Genomic DNA, 18052 nt, shown 5'->3' with positions numbered 1-18052 from the left:
GAAACACCTCATGGGGATGTGAGCAACGGCGGGCGGTGCAACAGGCCGTGTACCGGACCGAACACCACGGACAGCAGGTACAGGCTGCCCGCCACCAGCACGATGGCCGGTCCGCTGGGCAGCGAGTAATGGAATGACAGCAACAGGCCGAGCCACACCGAGAGACAACCCAGCAGCGCGGCGATGCCCATCAACAGCGGCAGCCGCCGGCTCCAGAAGCGCGAGGCGGCGGCCGGCAGCATCATCAGCCCCACCACCATCAGGGCGCCGATGGCCTGGAAACCGATCACCAGATTGAGCACCACCAGGGTCAGGAACAGGCCGTGAGCCAGGGGACCCAGGCGACTGACGCTGTGCAGGAACAGTGGGTCGAGGGTGTCCAGCAGCAGGGGTTTGTAGATCAGGGCCATGGCCAGCAGGCTGACGGCCGAGACCAGGAGCATGCCGTTGAGGGTCGGGCCGTCCACCGCCAGGGCCGAGCCGAACAGCAGGTGCAACAGGTCCAGGCGTTTGCCCGCCAACCCGAGGATCAGTACGCCGCTGGCCAGGGAGATGGGATAGATAGCCGCGATGCTGGCGTCTTCCCGCAGGCCGGTGCGGCGGGTGATCCAGGCCGCGAGGCCGGCCATGCCCAAGCCGGCGCCCAGGCCGCCGAAGGTCAGGGCCGGCAAGCTGAGACCGGCGAACCAGAAGCCCAGGGCGGCGCCAGGGAGGATGCCGTGGGCCACCGCATCGCCGATCAGGCTCATGCGCCGCAGGATCAGGAAGACGCCCAGAGGGGCGGTGCTGCAGGCCAGGACCAGGCCGCCGAGCAAGGCCCGGCGCATGAACACGAATTCGCTGAAGGGTTGCCAGAACTGTGCGGCGAACTGCATCACGCCACCTGCGTCTGGAAGGGCGGGGCAATCAGTTCTTGGCTCGGGCCCAAGACACAGCCGCTGCTTTTAACCCACAAGGTCTGAGGGATGTGCTGGCGCACGGCGGCCAGGTCATGACAAACCACCACCAGCGTCCGGCCCTGGGCGTGCCAGCTGTGCAGGTGTTGCCAGAGCAAGGTCTGGCCCGCTTCGTCGAGGGCGGCGTGGGGTTCGTCCAGGAGCAGCAGAGGCGCTTCGGTCAGGCTCAGTCTGGCCAGCAGCGCGCGCTGTAATTCCCCACCGGAAAGGGCCATCAACGGGCGACTTTCCAGACCACTCAAATGCCAGTCTTCGAGCACCGCCTGCAGTTTTTCTGCCCTGGCCCTGGCGGGTTCACGCTTGCCCCAGAAGCCTGCGGCCACCAGCGCTTCGAGGCTGATGGGGAACTGGCGATCGAGGTGTTGCTGTTGCGGCAGAAACGAAAAGCCGCCCCGTTTGGGCGCCGCCAGATCGACCTTGCCGGCCAAGGGCTTTTGCAGCCCGGCCAGGACTTTCAGCAGGCTGCTCTTGCCCGAACCGTTGGCGCCGATGATGGCGCTCAGGCTGCCGCTGGGCAGGTGCAGGTCCAGGGCTGGAGTCAGGGGTTGGCCCGGCGCGCCCCAGCGCAAACCTCGGCAGCGGATCATCAGGCCTCCCAGTTCCAGCGGCTTTGCGCCACGGCGTCGTGGGCGTGCAGGCTTTCCGCATGCACGACCCGCAGTTGGAAGGCGTTGACCCCGGGGGAGCGGCGCAGGGCCAGATTCAACCGGCGGGCGGCGTCTTCACAGAACATCAGGTTTTGTCCGTTGGCCAGGGCGAAGGCCTGTTCATCGGCGCGTTTGACCGCCGTTTGCACGGCGGTGCCCAGGGCGTTTTCCGCGTCGTTGATCAGTGCAATCAACGGCAGTTCGTCGAGGAAGTCGTCCAGGCGCAGATGCAGTTCGGCGTTGCTGCGTTGGCTATGGGGCGTGGCGACTATGCCTTGGGTCGAGCCCAGCCAGGCCAGGATCTCGGCGTGCTGCAATGGCCGGTTGGCGAAATCGTCGACGAATTGCTGTTGGATCAACTGACGGGACAGGGCGGCCGAGCAAGGACAGGTGGAGGAATAAGGCACGACGATTTTTAGTTCCACGTGGAACATCGCGTTTTTCAGCCGTGCTTCGATGCTCAACGGATAGCTCTTCCAACCGGCCAAAGGGCTGACCAAGGCCGGGCGTTTGAGCAGCAGATCGAAGTGCAGGCGCAGGTAGGCGCTGTTGGCCAGGCCTTCGTGACTGTCGAGAAAGCGCTGTAGCACTTGGCGCAGTAGAGCAGGCGTGAGGTTGTCCTGTTCGAGCATTTCCAGGGCCAGGTACAGCCGCGACATATGAATGCCTCGCGCCTCGCCGTCGTCGAGGCTGACTCCGGCGTCCGCTTTGGCAGCGATCCGTTGGCTGTCCATCAGTACAGGTAAGGCAATGCCGCACATGCCCACCCATTCCAGGGGCAAGGCTTGGCGTGAGGCCTGCGCGGCGATATCCGGCAGAGTCAGCGCGTTCATGAACAGGTCCGTCGTTAGGAATATTTCTGCATGTTATATTATAACAATACATCCGATGAAACATTTTTCCTCGGCGGTTCTCTGGCCTGTTCTTGTGAGTACGGACACTCCCTCATCTGCGGTATTTGTCATGCACAGACGTCAATTGCTCAACCTGCTGTTGGCCGGCACGGCCCTGATGTTGCCCTGGGCTGTTTCTGCCGCGCAGATCCGTAATGCGCGGCTGTGGAAAGACGCCGACAAGCTGCGGCTGGTGCTCGATCTGAGTGGCCCGGTGCAGTACAAGACCTTCACTCTGAGCGCACCGGAGCGCTTGATCATCGATTTGAACGGCGCTCGCCTGAGTGGCGATTTCAGTCAGTTGCCCCTGGCCCGTACGGTGATCCGCGCGATCCGCTCCGGGCATTTTGGCCAGGGCGATACACGGATCGTCCTCGACCTGAATGAGCCGGTGCAGCTCAACAGCTTTCTCCTGCCGCCCCAGGATGGGCAGGGCCACCGACTGGTGCTGGACCTGTCTGCGGCCGGCAAGGTGCCGTTGCAGATCGCCGCGGCCGCTGCGCCCCTGGCCCAGCCCGAGGCGTCGCCGGGCAAGCCTCATCCCAAGCGCGACATCATCGTGGTGGTGGACCCTGGCCACGGTGGCAAGGACCCCGGCGCCGTGGGGGCCAAGGGTGAGCGAGAGAAGGATGTGGTGCTGTCCATCGCCCGGTTGCTGGCCAAGCGGCTCAAGCGCGAGAAGGGCTTTGCCGTGAAGCTGGTGCGCAACGACGACTTCTTCGTGCCGCTGCGCAAGCGGGTGGAGATCGCCCGCAAGCACAAGGCCGACATGTTCATCTCGGTGCACGCCGATGCGGCGCCGCGCCTTAGCGCCTCCGGTGCCTCGGTGTATGCCTTGTCCGAAGGCGGGGCGACTTCGGCCACTGCGCGCTTCATGGCCCAGCGGGAAAACGATGCCGACCTGCTGGGGGCCAGCAGCCTGCTCAATCTCAAGGACAAGGACCCGATGCTGGCAGGGGTGATTCTCGACATGTCGATGAACGCCACTATTGCCGCCAGCCTGCAGCTAGGGGGCACGGTGCTGGACAGCCTGTCGGGGATTACCACCCTGCACCAAAAGCGCGTGGAACAGGCCGGCTTCGCGGTGCTCAAGTCGCCGGACGTGCCATCGATCCTGGTGGAAACCGGCTTCATCTCCAATCGCCGCGACAGCCAGCAACTGGTCACCACGCGGCATCAGCAGGCGATTGCCGACGGCCTGTTCCAGGGTTTGCAGCGCTACTTCGAAAAGAACCCGCCGGCCAACAGCTATCTGGCCTGGCTCCAGGAAACAAAGAACAGCCGCACCGTGTAGGAGCCGGCTAAGAGGCCGTTGGATTGTGCGTCGCCCTGACGGTCGCGTTCGCTGGCAAGCCAGCTCCTACAGTCACCAGCGCCTGCACCTGGCGCGCTGTGGGTGCGGCTAGCAACCGCTGATGCGGCTGCAGGTGAACTTGGCGCTGCTGCCGCCAGAACTGGAGAAGCGATTGCGGGTGGTCCAACCCACGCGCTGGCTGTAGCCCACCCAGGCTTCACCATCGGAGGCCAGGCCGGTGAAGAAGGTCAGTTGCCCGTAGCGACTGTTGGTCTGCGCCCAGTAGCGTTTGCCGATCACCTCGAACCCGCGCAAGTAAGTGGTGCTGCCCGCCGTGGCGACGCTGTAGGCGTTGCCCAAGGGATCGACGCAGGCCAGCAGGGTGGCGCTGCGGGTGCAGGTGGCCAAGGTACTGGGCACGGCGGCTGTGGCGTGGCCGGCCAGCAGCATCAGGCTTGAAACCAGGGTGGGCAGGACAAGGCGCATGGCAGTTCTCGTGGCGGCAGGGGCGCAGCATTGCGCCCTTCGTCGTGGTCGGCAAGGGAGTATTGGCTAATCTGCATTGTTATAATATAACATAAAATAAAGCCTGACCCGTGACCCCCGCCATGACTGAACAAGAGCTCCTCGCCGAACCCTCGGCGCATTACATGAACGACGCCCAGCAGGGCTTCTTCCGCGATCTGCTGCTGGCCCAGCGCAGCGAATTGCAGGAGCGCATTGCCGCTGAGTTCGACCAACTGCGCGAGCAGGAACCCCACAGCGACCCCGCCGATATCGGCAGCGCCGAAGAGCAGCGGCAATGGCAACTGCGCCTGCTGGAGCGGGAAAAGAAGCTCCTGGACAAGATCGACGAGGCCCTTGAGCGCCTGGCCCGCGGCGAGTACGGCTGGTGCCGCGACACCGGCGAGCCCATCGGCCTGCAGCGCCTGCTGCTGCGGCCCACCGCCACCTTGTGTATCGAAGCCAAAGAACGCCAAGAGCTGCGCGAACGCCACCAGCGGGCGCTTTGACCCAGCCGCGAACCTGATGAGGAACCCCCATGACCGAGCGTCTTCCCGTTACCGTGCTGTCCGGCTTTCTTGGCGCGGGCAAAAGCACCCTGCTCAATCACGTCCTGCGCAACCGCGACAACCTGCGGGTAGCGGTGATCGTCAACGACATGAGCGAAATCAACATCGACGGCAGCGAGGTGCAGCGCGATGTCAGCCTCAACCGCGCTGAAGAGAAGCTGGTGGAGATGAGCAACGGCTGCATCTGCTGCACCCTGCGCGAAGACCTGCTGGAGGAAGTGGGCAAGCTGGCCCGCGACGGGCGCTTCGACTACCTGCTGATCGAGTCCACCGGGATCTCCGAGCCGCTGCCGGTGGCAGAAACCTTCACCTTTCGCGATGAGGCCGGGCAGAGCCTGGCGGACATCGCCCGCCTCGACACCATGGTGACTGTGGTCGATGGCATGAACTTCCTGCTGGATTACCAGGCGGCGGAAAGCCTCGCCAGTCGCGGTGAAACCCTGGGCGAGGAAGACGAGCGTTCGATCACCGACCTGCTGATCGAGCAGGTGGAGTTTGCCGACGTGATCCTGGTCAGCAAGATCGACCTGATCAGCAGCGCCGAGCGCCAGGAGCTGATGGCGATCCTGGCGCGGCTCAACGCCCAGGCAGAGATCATCCCCATGGTCATGGGCCAGGTGCCCTTGGCCAAGATCCTCAATACCGGGCGCTTCGACTTTGAGCGCGCGGCCCAGGCGCCGGGCTGGCTGCAGGAGTTGCGCGGCGAGCACGTACCGGAAACCCAGGAGTACGGAATTGCTTCAACCGCCTATCGGGCGCGGCGCCCCTTTCATCCGCAGCGCTTCTTCAACTTCATCAACCGGCCCTGGGTCAACGGCAAGCTGCTGCGCTCCAAAGGCTTCTTCTGGCTGGCCAGCAAGTACCAGGAAGCGGGCAGCTGGTCCCAGGCCGGTGGCTTGATGCGCCACGGTTTTGCCGGGCGCTGGTGGCGCTTCGTGCCCAAGCAGCAATGGCCCCAGGACGAGGAAAGCATGGCGGCGATCCTGCACAACTGGACCCCGGCCACGGGCGACTGTCGCCAGGAGCTGGTGTTCATCGGCCAGAACATCGACTTCACCCGGCTCTGTGCCGAGCTCGACCTGTGTCTGCTGGATGACGATGAAATGGCCCTGGGTGTCGAGGGCTGGAGCCTGATGACCGACCCTTTCGGTGCCTGGCATGAAGAGGAGGCGGCCTGATGCTGACCCTGAGTTCTCCGGTGACTCCACTGAGCATTCCATTGGCGGCCAGGAGCTTGCTGCTGCCTTGTGCGGTGCCGCTGGTTTCCCGGCGCGCGGCCATTGGCCCGACCCCGGCGGTCCTGGCCGAGGTGCTGGACGATGAGGTCAACCTCGGCCTCTGGCAGCGCCAGTTGCCGGCGCACATCGAGGACTTCGGCCCGTTGCTGTTGTCCCTCAACGAGCCCTTGGCCGAGTCCCTGTCCCTGGAACTGCCGGATGAGGATTGCCCACCGAACCTGCGGGGCCTGGCCTCGCGCTTCAGCGACTTGCACGGTTATGACGGCTTTATCGCCGACGTTTCCTGGCTGGTCAGCGCCTTTGCCTGCCTGTTGGGCGCCAAGCGCGTGGGCTTGCGCTTGCGGGTGCTGGACAAGGCCATGTGCCCGCGCTTTCACGTCGACCATGTGCCCGTGCGCCTGATCACCACCTATGCCGGGATTGGCAGCCAGTGGTTGCGCGAGGGGGCGATGGACCGTCGACAACTGGGACAGGCCAGTGCTGAACCCCGAGACCCGGCGCTGATCCAGCAGATCGGCAGCGGTGAAGTGGCGCTGTTCAAGGGCGAGAAGTGGCACGGCAACGAAGGTTTCGGCCTGATCCACCGCTCGCCGCAACTGGCGTCGGGGGAGCGCCGGCTGATCCTTACCCTTGATTGGCTGGGTTGAGCCAGGCGTGTAGCCGCTGCCGAGCCTGCGAGGCTGCGCCAAGGTCCGCAGAACCTTCAGTGCGCTCAAGAACGGCGTCTGCTGCGGCGTCGTTCTTGAGCGCGCGGATTTTCGCCCTGCACGGGAAGGGCGTAGCATCACCTCACAGGCTTTCCGGACCCCCTTCCCATGCTCCAGAACATTCCTACCCATGTGATCGCCGGCCCCCTGGGGGCCGGCAAGACCAGCCTGATCCGTCATCTGCTGAGCCAGCGCCCGGCCCATGAGCGCTGGGCGGTGCTGATCAACGAGTTCGGCCAGATCGGCCTGGATGCGGCCTTGCTGACTCGGGATGACGATGGCATCGCCCTCGGCGAAGTGGCCGGCGGCTGTCTGTGCTGCGTCAACGGCGCACCGTTTCAGGTGGGCTTGGGGCGCCTGCTGCGCAAGGCCAAGCCGGATCGTCTGTTCATCGAGCCTTCCGGCCTCGGTCACCCGGCGCAATTGCTCAAGCAACTGAGCGTCGCGCCCTGGCAAGGGGTGATGGCGTTGCAGCCCTGTGTGCTGGTGCTCGACGCCCAGGCCCTGGCGGCCGGCAAGCCGCTGCCCCAGGCCCAGCAGGACGCCCTGTCCAGCGCTGGCCTGTTGGTGTTGAACAAGGACGAACTGCTCAGCGACAGCGATCGGCTGCGGGTGCTGGAGCAGTTGCCGGACCTGCCCTTGTTCTGGACGCGCCACGCCGCCTTGCCCCTGGCCGAGCTACCGGGCCTGGGGGTCAGCGCCGGGGCGACGCTGGAGCACCTGGATGTTCCCCAGGGCCTGGCACAGTTACCGGCGGTGTGGAGCGATCCGGCGTTGCCGATCTGCCTCAGTCAGTCTCAGGAGGAGGGCTGGAGCATCGGCTGGCGCTGGCACCCGAGCCAGCAGTTCGACCTGACCCGAGTCGATCACTGGCTGCAGAACCTCGACTGGCGTCGGGCCAAACTGGTGATCCACAGCGATGAAGGCTGGCGCTCGGGCAATGGCTTGGATAATTCACCGCTGAACTGGCTGCCCAGCGAATGGCGACGGGATTCGCGCCTGGAGTTGATTTTCAGTGCCCCTCAGGACATGGCCGCCCTGCAAGCCAGCCTCAGCGCTTGCCGCCTGTAGGCGCAGGCTTGCCTGCACCTCTCACGGCTTGAACTTGCGATGCTCTTCGCGCCACTGACTCAGCTCGATCACCTCGGCGCTGGGCAACGGCTCTTTCACTTCGAATGGATAGGGTGCCAGCTCGATGTGCGCGCTGTGGGCTCCGAACTGAGTGATGGTTCCGGCGTGGCGGGTTTCGCCAGTCACGGTGAATTCGAAGTTGTAGATTCGCGCCAGGCGCCGACGACCGTTGGCGTCCTTGACCAAACCGATGCGCTTGAGTGCGACGTTGCCGTCCAGCAGCTCGATGTCGAGCCGTGCACAGTGCTGCTTGACCCGCGCCAGCGCCCGTTCCCGCAGGCCGTGGTTGTGCCATAGCCAGGCGGCGCCGGTCGCCAGCAGCATCAGCACAAAAATGTTTCCAAGGGTCAGCATGAAGGTTTGCTCCAACGAAGTGGCGTCAGCTTAACTGCGTCTCCGGTCTGTCGTACAGGCTGCGTTTAGTCGCATACTGCGCGGCTTGAATTCCACCGGTTTTATGGAAAATCCTGCATGAAACGTACGCCCCACCTGCTTGCGATCCAGTCCCATGTGGTTTTCGGCCACGCCGGTAACAGTGCTGCGGTGTTTCCCATGCAGCGGGTCGGGGTGAATGTCTGGCCCCTGAATACCGTACAGTTCTCCAACCACACTCAGTATGGTCACTGGGCCGGAGAAGTGTTGGCGCCCCAGCAGATTCCCGAGCTGGTGGAAGGTATCGCCGCCATCGGCGAGTTGGGCAACTGCGATGCGATTCTCTCCGGTTACCTGGGCAGCGCGGCCCAGGGCCGGGCGATTCTCAGTGGCGTGGCGCGGATCAAGGCGACCAACCCCAAGGCCTTGTACCTGTGCGACCCGGTGATGGGCCATCCGGAGAAGGGCTGCAGCGTGCCGGCGGAAGTCAGCGACTTTCTGCTGGATGAAGCGGTGGCCATGGCGGATTTTCTCTGCCCCAACCAGCTGGAACTGGACAGCTTCTGCGGGCGCAAGCCGCAATCGTTGTTCGATTGCCTGGGCATGGCCCGCTCGCTGCTGGAGAAGGGCCCCAAGGCGGTGCTGGTCAAGCACCTGGACTACCCGGGCAAGTTGGCGGAAGGCTTCGAGATGCTGCTGGTGACCGCCGAGGGCAGCTGGCACCTGCGGCGTCCGCTGCTGGCGTTCCCGCGCCAACCGGTGGGAGTGGGCGACCTGACGTCGGGTCTGTTCCTGGCCCGGGTGCTGTTGGGTGACAGCCTGGTGGCAGCGTTCGAATTCACCGCCGCGGCGGTGCATGAAGTGCTGCTGGAAACCCAGGCCTGCGCCAGCTACGAGCTGGAGCTGGTGCGGGCCCAGGATCGCATTGCCCATCCGCGGGTGCGGTTCGAGGCCACGCCGATCGGCTTCTGATGGCGACCGGCGTTCAGTGACTCAGGCCTGCTCGGAGAATTGCACCGTCGGCGCCGGCTGACGGAAGCCCCGGGTGTGTACGCCCAGGTACGCCAGGCCCAAGGCGAACCAGGCCAGGCCAATCCCCAGGGTCAGGGCCGAGAGGCTGGTCCACAGCCAGACGATCAGGCCGAAGCCGATCAACGGCAGCAGGCCGTACTGCAGCAGTCGCGCCCCCGTGCGCGGCTGCCCCTGTCCCAGGTGACTCTTGATCACCGCCAGGTTGACCACCGAGAACGCCACCAGCGCGCCGAAGCTGATCATCGACGCCAGGGTGGTGAGGTCGATGACTACTGCCAGCAAGGACACCAGCGACACCAGGACAATGGCGATCACCGGGGTCTTGTAGCGCTCGGACAGGGTGCCGAACACTCGCCGTGGCAAGATGCCGTCGCGGCCCATGCTGAACAGGATGCGCGACACCGAGGCCTGTGACGCCAGGGCCGAACCGGCAGCGCCAGCGACATAGGTGGCAGTGAAGAACATCTCCAGGAAACGTCCGCCGGCGTGCAGCATCACCTCGCTGGCTGCCGAATCGGCGTCCTTGAAGCTGCTGCCGGGGAAGGCCAGCTGGCTGGTCATGGCCAACAGGATGAACAGCAGGCCCGCGCCCAGGGTGGTGATGACAATGGCCCGGGGAATGTCCCGGCGTGGGTCGCGGGTTTCCTCGGCCAGGGTCGATACCGCGTCAAAGCCGAGGAACGACAGGCACAGCACCGCCGCTCCGGCCATTAATGGCAACAGTCCGCTCTGGCTGCCGTCGCCGACCCAGGGCGCGCTCAGGTCCAGGCTCTCGGCCCCGGCCAACTGGCGAATCACCAGGGCCACGAACACCACCACGAACACCATCTGCGCGCAGACGATCAGGTTGCTCATGCTCGATACCGAACCGATGCCGCGAATGTTCAGCAGCGTCACCAGGCTGATGGTCGCCACCACAAAGACCCAGGCTGGCACGGCGGGAAAGGCCAGGTTGAGAAACAGGCCGATCACCAGGTAGTTGATCATTGGTAGAAACAGGTAATCCAGCAGCAGCGACCAGCCGGCAAGAAAGCCGATGCCCGGTCCGAAACTGAGGCTGGCGTAGGAATAGGCCGAGCCGGCAATCGGGTACTTCCTGACCATGACGCTGTAGGACAGGGCGGTGAAGAGCATGGCCAACAGGGTGATCACGTACGCGGCGGCGGTACGCCCGCCGGTGATCTGGGTGACCACGCCGTAGGTGGTGAAGACGGTCAGCGGGACCATGTACACCAGGCCGAAGAACACCAGGGCCGGCAGCCCGAGGATGCGGCGCAGGGAGGTGCCCTGGGCACTGTGGGTGAAATCGCTGGGGGCGAGGGTGGGATTGTCGGAGAGAGTATTGGCGCTGGGCATTGTTATTGTTCTCACGCGTTCGTGGGTTCGAAGGCTCCCCAAACGGGGAGTGCGCTTGTGCCTTGCCCAACGATTCTGGCAGCGGTGCCCCTGGGGCATAACTCTCTATGTGGTCAAAAAGGGATGGATGTGGCCATTCGGGATGACCGCAGAAGACTGCCTGGAGCAGCGGAGGGAGAGGGGGCGAGTGCGCAAGGCTTTGCAGGGGCGTGGCGAGGGGACCGTCCGTGGTCCTGCTGAATCAGCGTATCTGTCTGAGAATCAAGGGCCGTCGGCCTTGATTTCCTGGTAGCGCTTTTCCAGCTCCTGGCGGATCTGCCGACGCTGCTGGGCCTGGATATAGCGGCGCTTGCCGTCGGCGGTCTCGGGCTGCAGCGGTGGCACCTGGGCCGGTTTGCGTTGGTCGTCCACCGCCACCATGGTGAAGAAGCAGCTGTTGGTGTGGCGCACCGAGCGCTCGCGGATGTTCTCGGTCACCACCTTGATACCCACCTCCATGGAGGTGTTGCCGGTGTAGTTGACCGAGGCCAGGAAGGTCACCAGTTCGCCGACATGCACCGGCTCGCGGAAGATCACCTGGTCCACCGACAAGGTCACTACGTAGCGGCCGGCATAACGGCTGGCGCAGGCATAGGCGACTTCGTCGAGGTACTTGAGCAGGGTGCCGCCGTGGACATTGCCAGAGAAATTGGCCATGTCAGGGGTCATCAATACCGTCATCGACAGCTGGGCGTTTCCGGGTTCCATAACACACTCACGGTTCAAGGCAGGGGTTGCTGGAGCACCTCTGCGGGTGCTGGTTTCAAGGATTTTCAAACCATCGATAACGGGACGCCGGGCCGCGTCGTGCCGTCACGCTCCGGTGGATCTGTTTCCTAATATTGCATCGCCTTTCTGCCAGAAGTCCCGGTGTTAACCTGAAAAACACCCGTTCCAGGGCTTTTTCCGCTCATATTTTGGATATTTCTTTGTACTGATCAGATTTTTCTTTTTAGGCGATCTGCGCCGCCCAGCGTTCAAGGAGAACCCCGTCCATGCATGCCATCAGCTTCATTCAGGACTTGGCCGTGATCATGCTGGTCGCAGGTGTAGTGACCATTCTCTTTCATCGATTCAAGCAACCGGTGGTGCTGGGCTACATCGTCGCTGGCTTCATCATCGGTCCCCACACACCGCCGTTCGGCCTGATCCACGACGAACAGACCATCAAGACCCTGGCCGAGCTTGGGGTGATTTTCCTGATGTTCTGCCTGGGGCTGGAATTCAGCCTGCGCAAGCTGTTCAAGGTGGGCGCCACGGCGTTTATCGCGGCGTTCCTGGAAATCGTCCTGATGATCTGGATCGGCTACGAGATCGGTCGCTGGTTCGATTGGAGCACCATGGATTCGCTGTTCCTCGGAGCGATCCTGGCCATTTCCTCCACCACCATCATCGTCAAGGCGCTCAACGACCTGAAGATGAAGAACGAGCGCTTCGCCCAGCTGATCTTCGGTGTATTGATCGTCGAAGATATTCTCGGCATCGGCATCATCGCCTTGCTGTCGAGTATTGCGGTCAGTGGCACCGTGAGTTCCGGCGATGTGTTCTCCACCGTCGGCAAGCTTTCGCTGTTCATGATCGTGGCGCTGGTGATCGGCATTCTGCTGGTGCCGCGCCTCTTGGCCTACGTGGCCAGGTTCGACAGCAACGAGATGCTGCTGATCACGGTGCTGGGGCTGTGTTTCGGCTTCTGCCTGCTGGTGGTGAAGCTGGAGTACAGCATGGTCCTGGGCGCCTTCCTGATCGGCGCGATCATGGCCGAGTCCCGTCAGTTGCTGAAGATCGAACGGCTGATCGAGCCGGTTCGTGACCTGTTCAGTGCCATCTTCTTTGTCGCCATCGGTCTGATGATCGACCCGCAGATCCTTCTGCAATACGCCTGGCCCATCGCCGTGATCAGCGTGGCAGTGGTGCTGGGCAAGATGCTGTCCTGCGGCATGGGCGCCTTTATCGCGGGTAACGATGGACGGACCTCGTTGCGAGTCGGGATGGGCCTGTCACAGATTGGCGAATTTTCGTTCATCATCGCCGCCCTGGGCATGACCCTGCAGGTCACCAGCGATTTTCTCTATCCGGTCGCGGTTGCCGTGTCGGCGATCACCACCTTGCTCACGCCTTATCTGATTCGCGCGGCCGATCCTTTGTCGCACAAGCTGGCTGGAGTCCTGCCTCAACGCCTGAGCCGGGTGCTGGGCATGTATGGGGAGTGGTTGCGCAGTATCCAGCCTCAGGGTGAGGGCGCATTGCTGGCGTCGATGATCCGCAAGATCCTGCTGCAAGTGGGGGTGAATCTGGCGCTGGTGGTGGCGATCTTCTTTTCCGGCGGCTATTTCGCCAAGCGCATCGGCACTTATCTGGAGGAATGGGTCAGTGATCCTAGCTGGCAGAAGGCGCTGATCTGGGGCGCAGCGTTGCTGCTGTCCCTGCCATTCCTGATTGCCGCCTACCGCAAGCTCAAGGCGCTGTCGATGCTGCTGGCGGAGATGGGGGTCAAGGCGGAAATGGCCGGGCGTCATACCCAGCGAGTGCGTCGGGTGATCGCCGAGGTGATTCCGATCCTGTCGCTACTGGTGATCTTTCTGCTGTTGGCGGCGCTGTCGTCGAGCATCCTGCCGACCCTGGAGCTGCTGGTACTGATTGCCGTGGTGGCGGCGGTGGTGGCCGCGGTGTTGTGGCGCTGGTTCATCCGCGTGCACACGCGGATGCAGGTGGCGCTGATCGAAACCCTCGATCACAGCAAGGACAACGGCGGACATTGACCTTGCCGCTCGCCAGCAGGGCGCTGGCGAGCCGGTTGCAACGGCGGGGGCTCAGCTTTCCAGCCAAACGTCCCGCGCCCAGTGCCACACCGATTCCCAGGACTCTTCGGTGATCAGCTCTTCTTCGCCGGACCACAGCACCACGGTGCCGTCTTCTTCGACGCAGTAGTAGTCGTCGCCGTCCTGGCAGATCGGGATCAGCTCACGAGGCACGCCCAGGTCCCAGGCGGTCGCGGCCACTTCCGGCAGGTAGGTGTGGGATTGCGGGTCGGTGACGGTGACCGGTTCCAGGCTGCCGTAAACCACGTCGCTGACCGTCAACAGGAACTCTTTGAAGACGAACGGGATATTGATGAACAGCTGTTCTTCAATTTCCACCAGTTGGTCTTCGTCCGGCAGTTCCAGGGGGACGGGTACCGGTTCGTTGGCTTCTCGGAGTTGTTCGATGACTTCTTCCACGGCCTGGGTCCTCTTTGCTCTATGGCGCGGTTGTTTGACGGCGGTTTATACAGTAGCTCGCTATAAGTGCAATCGTGAAATGCAAAACCCCGACCTGAGTCGGGGTTTTGCCTTACAGCTGTGACAGCAGAATGAATCAGCCGTTCTGGCGGATACCTGCCACCAGCCATGGCTGGTTGTCGCCCTGGGCGCGTTCCATGTTCCAGCTTTCGCTGAACACTTCGCCCTGGTCGAAGCGCGAGGTCTTCGATACACCGCTGAAGGTCAGGGTGGCGATGGTCTTGTCGGCACGGTCATCCACGCCTTCCAGCTGCACTTGCAGGTTGTCGATGTAGGTGGACTGGAAGCCGTCGCCCAGATCGGCACGTTCCTGTTTCAGGAACTGCAGCATTTGCGGGGTAACGAACTCGGCAATCTTGTCCATTTCGTTGGCGTCCCAGTGTTGCTGCAGGGACTGGAAGTGATTGCGCGCCGCTTCAATGAAGCGCTCTTCGTTGAACCAGGCCGGAGCGTTGATCACCGGACGCGCGGCAGGTGCTGCCGAGCCACCGAAGATCGAACCGCCAGCCGGTTGCTGAGGCTCGAACGCTTCACGCTGCATCGGTGCGTGACCCGCTGGAGCGAACTGCTCCTGCTGCTTGCGACGGCGAGCGGCGATAAAGCGGAAGATCACAAAGGCGATGACCGCCATGATCAGGATGTCGAAGATCTGCATGCCCTGGAAGCCGTCACCCATGAACATGGAGGCCAGCAGGCCACCGGCTGCGATGCCGGCCAGAGGGCCGAGCCAGCGCGAAGCACCACCGGCCTTGGCCGCGGCACCTGCAGCTCCGGCTGCGCCAGCGGTGGCGGCAGCGGCAGGCGCGCCCGGAGTGGTTGGCGCCGCCTGGCGAGTCTGGTGGGTCGGGGCAGCGCCGGCGCTTTTGCCGCCGCCGAAGCGCTTGGCGTTGGCGTCGAGGCTCATCGTCAGGCCGATGCACAGCGCCATGGCGATGCTAAGAAAACGTTTCATAAAGGGGGTTCCCATTTGTGGATGGCACGCGCGCCATATTGCACAGGTGAAGTGTCAGTAGCGAGCGGCATAATGTTTCGGGCTTTTGCCTGACAGGCTCGGTTCAGCTCCGTTCGCCGGCATGCTCGCCGATAGGTTTTTTGTCCTCAAGGACGTGGCTTTGGTTCAATTGCGTCGCCGTTCAGCGACGCAGTGCCAGGAGCACGACGCCGGCGGTGATCAGGCCGATTCCGCCCCACTGGCGCAGATCGAGTTTCTCGCCCAGCAGGGCCACGCCGATGACTGCGACCAACACCACGCTGAGCTTGTCCACCGGCGCCACCAGAGAGGCCGGGCCGAGTTTCAGGGCGCGGAAATAGCACAGCCAGGAGGCCCCGGTGGCCAGTCCCGACAGCAGCAGGAAAAGATAGCTCCTGGTGGAAATCGATCCCAGGGACTGATATTGGCCCGTTGCGTACAAAATCAAGGCCAGGCTGACCAGGACCACCACGGTGCGCAGCAGGGTGGCGAAGTCTGAATTGACGTTTTCTATCCCGACTTTGGCGAAGATCGCCGTCAAAGCGGCGAAAGTTGCCGAGAGCAGCGCCCAGAATGTCCACGAGGAAAAAAAGCCTGAACCCATGTTCGCGCTGCCTTTTCTGCACTGACCTGGCGGAGCCGGCTTGCTGGCGAAGAGGTGGTGCGCCAGTGAGCTTCACCGGCAAGCCGGCGCCTAGGGTCGGGTTAGATGGCTTCCAGCTTGGCGTAGCCGAGCATCAGCCATTTGCTGCCTTCGCTGAAGTTGACCTGGACCCGGGCCTGGGCACCGGCGCCTTCGAAGTTGAGGATCACCCCGTCGCCGAACACCGAGTGCCGCACCGCCTGGCCCAGGCTCAAGCCGGTGTCCGGAATCTCGCTGCCGCCGAACAGGCTGCTGGTGCTCTGCGACTGGCCACCGCCGAAAGGCCGGCTGACGCTGTTGGACAGGCGCACTTCCTGAATCAGCCCCTTGGGCACTTCGCGGACGAAGCGCGACACCTTGTTGTAGGTTTCGCTGCCGTACAGGCGACGGGTTTCCGCATAGGTCATCACCAGGTTCTGCATCGCCCGGGTGATGCCGACGTAGGCCAGGCGGCGTTCTTCCTCAAGGCGGCCGGGTTCTTCCAGGCTCATCTTGTGCGGGAACAGGCCTTCTTCCATGCCCACCAGGAACACGTAGGGGAACTCCAGGCCCTTGGCGCTGTGCAGGGTCATCAGTTGCACGCTGTCTTCGTGCTCGTCGGCCTGGGTATCGCCGGCTTCCAGGGACGCGTGGCCGAGGAAGGCCGCCAGCGGCGTCAGGTCCTCGTCTTCTTCGGTGTTCTCGAAGTTGCGCGCGGCGCTCACCAGTTCCTCAAGGTTTTCCACCCGGGCCTGGCCTTTCTCGCCTTTTTCCGCTTCGTGGTAGGCGATCAGCCCGGACTGCTCGATCACCGTCTGGGTCATCAGGTGCAGGGGCATTTCCAGGGTCTTGGCGGCGAGGTTCTCGATCAGTTCGATAAAGGCCCCGAGGGCGCCTGCGGCGCGACCGGTGAGGCCTTTATTGGCCACCAGCTGGCGCATGGCTTCCCACATCGACACATCGCTGTGGCGCGCGTGTTCGCGGATGGCTTCGACGGTCTTTTCGCCGATGCCCCGGGCTGGAACGTTGATCACCCGTTCCAGGGCTGCGTCGTTGCCCCGGCCTTCCAGCAAGCGCAGGTAAGCCATGGCGTTCTTGATCTCGGCCCGTTCGAAGAAGCGCTGACCGCCATAGATGCGGTACGGAATGCGCTCGCGCAGCAGGGCTTCTTCCAGCACCCGGGACTGGGCGTTGGAGCGGTAGAGAATGGCGATGTCGCTGCGGGCCAGGCCGGTTTTCAGCGCGCTCTCGATGGTTTCCACGACATAGCGGGCTTCATCGTGCTCGTTGAAGGCGGCGTACAGGTTGATGGCTTCGCCGTCGCCGCCGTCGGTCCACAGTTCCTTGCCCAGGCGTCCGGTGTTGTTGGCGATCAGGGCGTTGGCGGCCTTGAGGATGCCGGCGGTGGAGCGGTAGTTCTGCTCCAGGCGGATCACTTCGGTGTCCGGGAAGTCGGCGGAATACTGATGGATGTTCTCGATCTTCGCTCCACGCCAGCCGTAGATCGACTGGTCGTCGTCGCCCACCACCATCAGGCTGTCGCCACCTTGGGCCAGCAGTCGCAGCCAGGCGTACTGCACGGCGTTGGTGTCCTGGAACTCGTCCACCAGCACGTGGCGGAAGCGCTTCTGGTAGTGCGCCAGCAGGCCGGGATGGTCGCGCCACAGGTCCAGGGCGCGCAGCAGCAGCTCGGAGAAATCGATGACTCCGGCGCGCTGGCAGGCGGCCTCATAGGCCTCATAGATGCCGCGCATGGTGGCCAGGAAAAGATCGCCGCTGGCCTGGATGTGTTGCGGGCGCAGGCCTTCGTCTTTCTGTCCGTTGATGAACCACTGGGCCTGACGGGCCGGCCAGCGCTGCTCATCCAGGCCCAGCTCGCGGATCACCCGCTTGACCAGGCGTTGCTGGTCGTCGCTGTCGAGGATCTGGAAGGTCTGGCTCAGGCCGGCTTCCTGCCAGTGGGCCCGCAGCAGGCGGTGCGCCAGGCCGTGGAAGGTGCCGACCCACATGCCCGCCGGGTTGATGCCCAGCAATTGTTCGATGCGGTGGCGCATCTCGGCGGCGGCCTTGTTGGTGAAGGTCACCGACAGGATCGAGTGGGGCGAGGCGTTCTCGACCTGGATCAACCAGGCGATACGGTGCACCAGCACTCGGGTTTTGCCGGAGCCAGCACCGGCCAGGACCAACTGACGACCCACGGAGGCAGCTACGGCCTGGCGTTGGGCATCGTTGAGGGAGTTCAACAGGAGGGAGAGATCATCGCGCATCGGGGCATTCTAGGGGGCCGCGTCACCCCGGGCAAACCCGGCATTGCATTAGCCGATAAAACAACGGCCGGGGACGACCGGTTGGTCACAGGCCGCAGCCATTGGTGTCTCGCGCGCGCGCACTTGCACGACGGATTACGGCGGGATTTGTTTTATCGATTTTATGATCCAGAGCAG

At 63.5% G+C, this 18052-nt stretch carries 18 protein-coding genes; 7 read left to right on the top strand and 11 right to left on the bottom strand.

Features of this window, described 5'->3' with window-relative positions:
* Window positions 1-8: 8 nt before the first annotated feature.
* From DWF74_RS15645 to folE2, 3 genes are read right to left on the bottom strand one after another with little or no spacing between them, the layout of a single operon-like run.
* Window positions 9-875 (bottom strand): metal ABC transporter permease, encoded by an 867-nt coding sequence (locus DWF74_RS15645; RefSeq protein WP_102862386.1) that lies wholly within the window; start codon window positions 873-875, stop codon window positions 9-11.
* Window positions 875-1543, bottom strand: a complete 669-nt coding sequence (locus DWF74_RS15640; RefSeq protein ID WP_102862385.1) for a metal ABC transporter ATP-binding protein — start codon at window positions 1541-1543, stop codon at window positions 875-877. Before DWF74_RS15640 ends, DWF74_RS15645 begins: the two co-directional genes overlap by 1 nt.
* A complete protein-coding gene (folE2, locus tag DWF74_RS15635; protein WP_102862384.1) occupies window positions 1543-2436 on the bottom strand; it encodes a GTP cyclohydrolase FolE2 in 894 nt (297 codons plus the stop codon). The genes DWF74_RS15640 and folE2 overlap by 1 nt, the downstream gene beginning before the upstream one ends.
* Before the next feature lie 130 nt (window positions 2437-2566).
* On the opposite strand from folE2, the gene DWF74_RS15630 reads away from it, so the two are divergent.
* Window positions 2567-3790 (top strand): N-acetylmuramoyl-L-alanine amidase, encoded by a 1224-nt coding sequence (locus DWF74_RS15630; RefSeq protein WP_115581256.1) that lies wholly within the window; start codon window positions 2567-2569, stop codon window positions 3788-3790.
* Window positions 3791-3898: 108 nt separating this feature from the next.
* On the opposite strand, the gene DWF74_RS15625 is transcribed toward DWF74_RS15630, so the two are convergent.
* Window positions 3899-4276, bottom strand: coding sequence for a glutamine synthetase (locus DWF74_RS15625; protein WP_115581255.1), 378 nt, complete (start codon window positions 4274-4276; stop codon window positions 3899-3901).
* Between the two features lie 122 nt (window positions 4277-4398).
* Here DWF74_RS15625 and dksA point away from each other — a divergent pair, with 122 nt between their 5' ends.
* From dksA to DWF74_RS15605, 4 genes are all read left to right on the top strand, one after another.
* Complete coding sequence (dksA, locus tag DWF74_RS15620) at window positions 4399-4803, top strand: RNA polymerase-binding protein DksA (protein ID WP_102862381.1); 405 nt, start codon at window positions 4399-4401, stop codon at window positions 4801-4803.
* A 29-nt stretch (window positions 4804-4832) separates the two neighbouring features.
* Entirely contained in the window at window positions 4833-6041 is a 1209-nt protein-coding gene (zigA, locus tag DWF74_RS15615; protein WP_102862380.1) for a zinc metallochaperone GTPase ZigA, read from the top strand.
* Window positions 6041-6748, top strand: coding sequence for a DUF1826 domain-containing protein (locus DWF74_RS15610; RefSeq protein WP_115581254.1), 708 nt, complete (start codon window positions 6041-6043; stop codon window positions 6746-6748). The genes zigA and DWF74_RS15610 overlap by 1 nt, the downstream gene beginning before the upstream one ends.
* A gap of 168 nt (window positions 6749-6916) precedes the next feature.
* A complete protein-coding gene (locus DWF74_RS15605; RefSeq protein ID WP_115581253.1) occupies window positions 6917-7879 on the top strand; it encodes a CobW family GTP-binding protein in 963 nt (320 codons plus the stop codon).
* 21 nt (window positions 7880-7900) lie between these two features.
* On the opposite strand, the gene DWF74_RS15600 is transcribed toward DWF74_RS15605, so the two are convergent.
* Window positions 7901-8293 carry a DUF3301 domain-containing protein gene (locus tag DWF74_RS15600; RefSeq protein ID WP_102862377.1) on the bottom strand — a complete coding sequence of 131 codons (393 nt, stop codon included), beginning with the start codon at window positions 8291-8293 and terminating at the stop codon, window positions 7901-7903.
* Between the two features lie 117 nt (window positions 8294-8410).
* Here DWF74_RS15600 and pdxY point away from each other — a divergent pair, with 117 nt between their 5' ends.
* Window positions 8411-9283, top strand: coding sequence for a pyridoxal kinase PdxY (gene pdxY, locus DWF74_RS15595; RefSeq protein WP_102862376.1), 873 nt, complete (start codon window positions 8411-8413; stop codon window positions 9281-9283).
* A gap of 21 nt (window positions 9284-9304) precedes the next feature.
* Here pdxY and DWF74_RS15590 read toward each other — a convergent pair whose 3' ends face one another.
* Window positions 9305-10699, bottom strand: coding sequence for an APC family permease (locus DWF74_RS15590; protein ID WP_102862375.1), 1395 nt, complete (start codon window positions 10697-10699; stop codon window positions 9305-9307).
* Window positions 10700-10960: 261 nt separating this feature from the next.
* A complete protein-coding gene (locus tag DWF74_RS15585; protein ID WP_102862374.1) occupies window positions 10961-11446 on the bottom strand; it encodes an acyl-CoA thioesterase in 486 nt (161 codons plus the stop codon).
* 287 nt (window positions 11447-11733) lie between these two features.
* Here DWF74_RS15585 and DWF74_RS15580 point away from each other — a divergent pair, with 287 nt between their 5' ends.
* Complete coding sequence (locus tag DWF74_RS15580) at window positions 11734-13497, top strand: cation:proton antiporter (RefSeq protein ID WP_102862373.1); 1764 nt, start codon at window positions 11734-11736, stop codon at window positions 13495-13497.
* Between the two features lie 51 nt (window positions 13498-13548).
* Here the strand turns inward: DWF74_RS15580 and DWF74_RS15575 are convergent, their stop codons facing one another.
* From DWF74_RS15575 to uvrD, 4 genes are all read right to left on the bottom strand, one after another.
* Window positions 13549-13956: an SMI1/KNR4 family protein gene (locus tag DWF74_RS15575; protein ID WP_102862372.1), complete on the bottom strand. Its 408-nt coding sequence runs from the start codon at window positions 13954-13956 to the stop codon at window positions 13549-13551.
* A gap of 136 nt (window positions 13957-14092) precedes the next feature.
* The gene (locus tag DWF74_RS15570) at window positions 14093-14968 is read right to left on the bottom strand and encodes a Tim44 domain-containing protein (protein ID WP_102862371.1); all 876 of its coding nucleotides are present in this window, start codon (window positions 14966-14968) and stop codon (window positions 14093-14095) included.
* Window positions 14969-15149: 181 nt separating this feature from the next.
* Complete coding sequence (locus DWF74_RS15565; protein WP_060841802.1) at window positions 15150-15590, bottom strand: EamA family transporter; 441 nt, start codon at window positions 15588-15590, stop codon at window positions 15150-15152.
* Between the two features lie 101 nt (window positions 15591-15691).
* Entirely contained in the window at window positions 15692-17875 is a 2184-nt protein-coding gene (gene uvrD, locus DWF74_RS15560; RefSeq protein WP_011064327.1) for a DNA helicase II, read from the bottom strand.
* Window positions 17876-18052 lie beyond the last annotated feature (177 nt).

The sequence above is a fragment of the Pseudomonas protegens genome, from assembly GCF_003363755.1.
GTDB classification, from domain to species: Bacteria; Pseudomonadota; Gammaproteobacteria; order Pseudomonadales; family Pseudomonadaceae; genus Aquipseudomonas; species Aquipseudomonas danubii.
This window is presented reverse-complemented; position numbering and strand designations above follow the sequence as displayed.

Bases quoted from the DNA above. Each gene is read 5' to 3' on its own strand.
- DWF74_RS15645 (WP_102862386.1), bottom strand. From the start codon at position 875: ATGCAGTTCGCCGCACAGTTCTGGCAACCCTTCAGCGAATTCGTGTTC.
- DWF74_RS15640 (WP_102862385.1), bottom strand. From the start codon at position 1,543: ATGATCCGCTGCCGAGGTTTGCGCTGGGGCGCGCCGGGCCAACCCCTG.
- folE2 (WP_102862384.1), bottom strand. From the start codon at position 2,436: ATGAACGCGCTGACTCTGCCGGATATCGCCGCGCAGGCCTCACGCCAA.
- DWF74_RS15630 (WP_115581256.1), top strand. From the start codon at position 2,567: ATGCACAGACGTCAATTGCTCAACCTGCTGTTGGCCGGCACGGCCCTG.
- DWF74_RS15625 (WP_115581255.1), bottom strand. From the start codon at position 4,276: ATGCGCCTTGTCCTGCCCACCCTGGTTTCAAGCCTGATGCTGCTGGCC.
- dksA (WP_102862381.1), top strand. From the start codon at position 4,399: ATGACTGAACAAGAGCTCCTCGCCGAACCCTCGGCGCATTACATGAAC.
- zigA (WP_102862380.1), top strand. From the start codon at position 4,833: ATGACCGAGCGTCTTCCCGTTACCGTGCTGTCCGGCTTTCTTGGCGCG.
- DWF74_RS15610 (WP_115581254.1), top strand. From the start codon at position 6,041: ATGCTGACCCTGAGTTCTCCGGTGACTCCACTGAGCATTCCATTGGCG.
- DWF74_RS15605 (WP_115581253.1), top strand. From the start codon at position 6,917: ATGCTCCAGAACATTCCTACCCATGTGATCGCCGGCCCCCTGGGGGCC.
- DWF74_RS15600 (WP_102862377.1), bottom strand. From the start codon at position 8,293: ATGCTGACCCTTGGAAACATTTTTGTGCTGATGCTGCTGGCGACCGGC.
- pdxY (WP_102862376.1), top strand. From the start codon at position 8,411: ATGAAACGTACGCCCCACCTGCTTGCGATCCAGTCCCATGTGGTTTTC.
- DWF74_RS15590 (WP_102862375.1), bottom strand. From the start codon at position 10,699: ATGCCCAGCGCCAATACTCTCTCCGACAATCCCACCCTCGCCCCCAGC.
- DWF74_RS15585 (WP_102862374.1), bottom strand. From the start codon at position 11,446: ATGGAACCCGGAAACGCCCAGCTGTCGATGACGGTATTGATGACCCCT.
- DWF74_RS15580 (WP_102862373.1), top strand. From the start codon at position 11,734: ATGCATGCCATCAGCTTCATTCAGGACTTGGCCGTGATCATGCTGGTC.
- DWF74_RS15570 (WP_102862371.1), bottom strand. From the start codon at position 14,968: ATGAAACGTTTTCTTAGCATCGCCATGGCGCTGTGCATCGGCCTGACG.
- DWF74_RS15565 (WP_060841802.1), bottom strand. From the start codon at position 15,590: ATGGGTTCAGGCTTTTTTTCCTCGTGGACATTCTGGGCGCTGCTCTCG.
- uvrD (WP_011064327.1), bottom strand. From the start codon at position 17,875: ATGCGCGATGATCTCTCCCTCCTGTTGAACTCCCTCAACGATGCCCAA.